Source organism: Polaromonas sp. P1_E1_2, assembly GCF_056406035.1.
Genome location: NZ_JBFUAZ010000703.1, coordinates 1 through 2,007, shown reverse-complemented (window position 1 = coordinate 2,007; position 2,007 = coordinate 1). Strand labels below are relative to the sequence as shown.

Here is a 2,007-nt window from a genome sequence, read left to right as displayed (position 1 = left end):
CCTTTACCTGCGCAAAACGCTCTGCCGCCCCGCGTCTTGGTAATGCTCGTTTTTGCGTTTGCCTTTACCTTTGGTCTGGCGGGTGTCGCTCGTGCCTTGCAGGTCACCGATGACCGAGGGGTCACCGTCACCTTGCCCGCCGCGCCGCAGCGTATTGTCAGCCTGCTACCTTCGCTGACGGAGACCGTGTGCGAGCTGGGCCAATGCCAGCGTCTGGTGGGGGTAGACCGCTATTCCAACTTCCCGGCCAGCGTGCAAAAGCTGCCTCAGGTCGGTGGCGGGCTGGACCCGAATATCGAGATGATCGTGGCACTCAAGCCCGATGTGGTGCTGATGGCCACCTCGTCGCGCGCGGGCGAAAGGCTACAGGCGTTGGGCATCAAGGTAGTGGCCCTGGAGCCCAAGCGCCATGCCGATGTGCAGCGTGTGATGCTCAAGCTGGGCCAGTTGCTCGATGTGCCCGATGCCGCGCGCATCTGGCGTGCGATTGACGTCGGTGTCTCCGCGGCGGCCCAGTCGCTGCCGGTCAGCGTGCGCAATGTGAAGGTCTACTTTGAGGTCAACCAGGGCCCGTATGCGGCGGGCGAGTCGTCCTTTATTGGTGAAACGCTCACGCGCCTGGGTGCCAAAAACATCGTGCCGGCCAAGCTCGGGCCGTTCCCCAAGCTCAACCCCGAATACATCGTTCGCGCCAACCCTGACCTGATCATGATCGGCCAGCGCAGCGCCGGCGGTTTGACAGCCAGGCCCGGCTGGCAAAGCATCCGCGCACTGCGCGAGCAGCGGGTCTGCATCTTTCCACCCGACGAGGCTGACATGCTGGTACGCCCCGGTCCGCGCATGGCTGAAGGTGCGCGCCTGATGGCCCAATGTCTGCTGAAAAATGCGCCCGCCCCGGGAGCCAAACCATGATGCAAGCTCGCGTTTTCTGGCTGGTCTGGGCCGGTGTGCTGGGGGCATTGGCTTTGGTGGCGTTGGGCATCTGTGTGGGCAGCGCGGGGCTGGAGAACCTCATTCGTCCGCTGCTCAACCCCGCACAGGACCCGCAGCAAACCGCCATGGCACAGCAAATCATCTGGCAGATCCGCCTGCCGCGCACCTTGGGTGCCTGGGCCGCCGGCGCCTTGCTGGGCCTGGCCGGTGCCGTAGCCCAGGGCCTGTTTCGCAACCCGCTGGCGGATCCGTATTTGCTGGGCAGCGCCTCGGGTGCTTCGCTGGGCGTGGCGCTGGCATTGGCCGCTTTGGGTGGGGGCGCCGGCATGTTGGGCGGCAGCATGATGAGTGGCGGCATGGCCGTCAGCGTGTTCTCCAGCAGCTTGTGGGTGCGTCTGGGGCTGACCGGTGCGGCGTTTCTGGGCGCGGTGTTCGCGGTGATGCTCACGCTGGTGCTGTCGCGCGGTGTGGGCCACACGCTGCGCCTGCTGCTGGCCGGTGTGGTGGTGGGCGTGGTGCTGGGTGCCATGACGCACCTGGTGCTGCTGTTCTCGCCCGAATCGTTGCAGGCCATGCAGGCCTTCATGCTGGGCTCGACCGCCTTTGTCGGTTGGACCTCGTGCGTGCTCATGGCCAGTGTCTGGGGCGTGTGTGTGCTGGCGGCGTGGCTGTTGGCGCGCGTGCTTGATGGTTTGAGTTTGGGTGACGCTACGGCGATCAGCCTGGGCCTGCCGGTGGCGCCTATGCGCGCGGCGCTGGTGGCGGTACTGGCGCTGGCTACGGGTACCGCGGTGGCTCAAACCGGGTTGATCGCTTTTGTAGGCCTGGCCGCACCGCACCTGGTGCGCTCGGTGGTGAAGACTACCCATGCGCACCYGATGCTGCTCTCCAGCCTGATGGGCGGCGTGCTGCTGATGGCGGCCGACACGTTGGCACGCTGGCTGATCGCGCCGCAGGAGCTGCCCGTGGGCATGCTCACCGCGGTGCTGGGCGGCGGCTATTTGTTGTGGCTGATGCACCGCAGCAGCAGCCTGGGCGGAGGGCGTGCAGCATGAGAAATGCTATGAATTCAAT

2 protein-coding genes are annotated in these 2,007 nt (G+C 65.8%); both read left to right on the top strand.

Annotated features, from left to right (window positions below):
* Positions 1 to 42: 42 nt before the first annotated feature.
* The gene (locus AC1D1P_RS21920) at positions 43 to 912 is read left to right on the top strand and encodes an ABC transporter substrate-binding protein (RefSeq protein ID WP_477669205.1); all 870 of its coding nucleotides are present in this window, start codon (positions 43 to 45) and stop codon (positions 910 to 912) included.
* Complete coding sequence (locus AC1D1P_RS21915) at positions 909 to 1,988, top strand: FecCD family ABC transporter permease (protein WP_477674427.1); 1,080 nt, start codon at positions 909 to 911, stop codon at positions 1,986 to 1,988. Before AC1D1P_RS21920 ends, AC1D1P_RS21915 begins: the two co-directional genes overlap by 4 nt.
* The last annotated feature ends 19 nt before the right edge of the window (positions 1,989 to 2,007 follow it).

Excerpts from the sequence above, each read along its gene's own strand:
- AC1D1P_RS21920 (WP_477669205.1), top strand. The coding sequence starts at position 43 with ATGCTCGTTTTTGCGTTTGCCTTTACCTTTGGTCTGGCGGGTGTCGCT.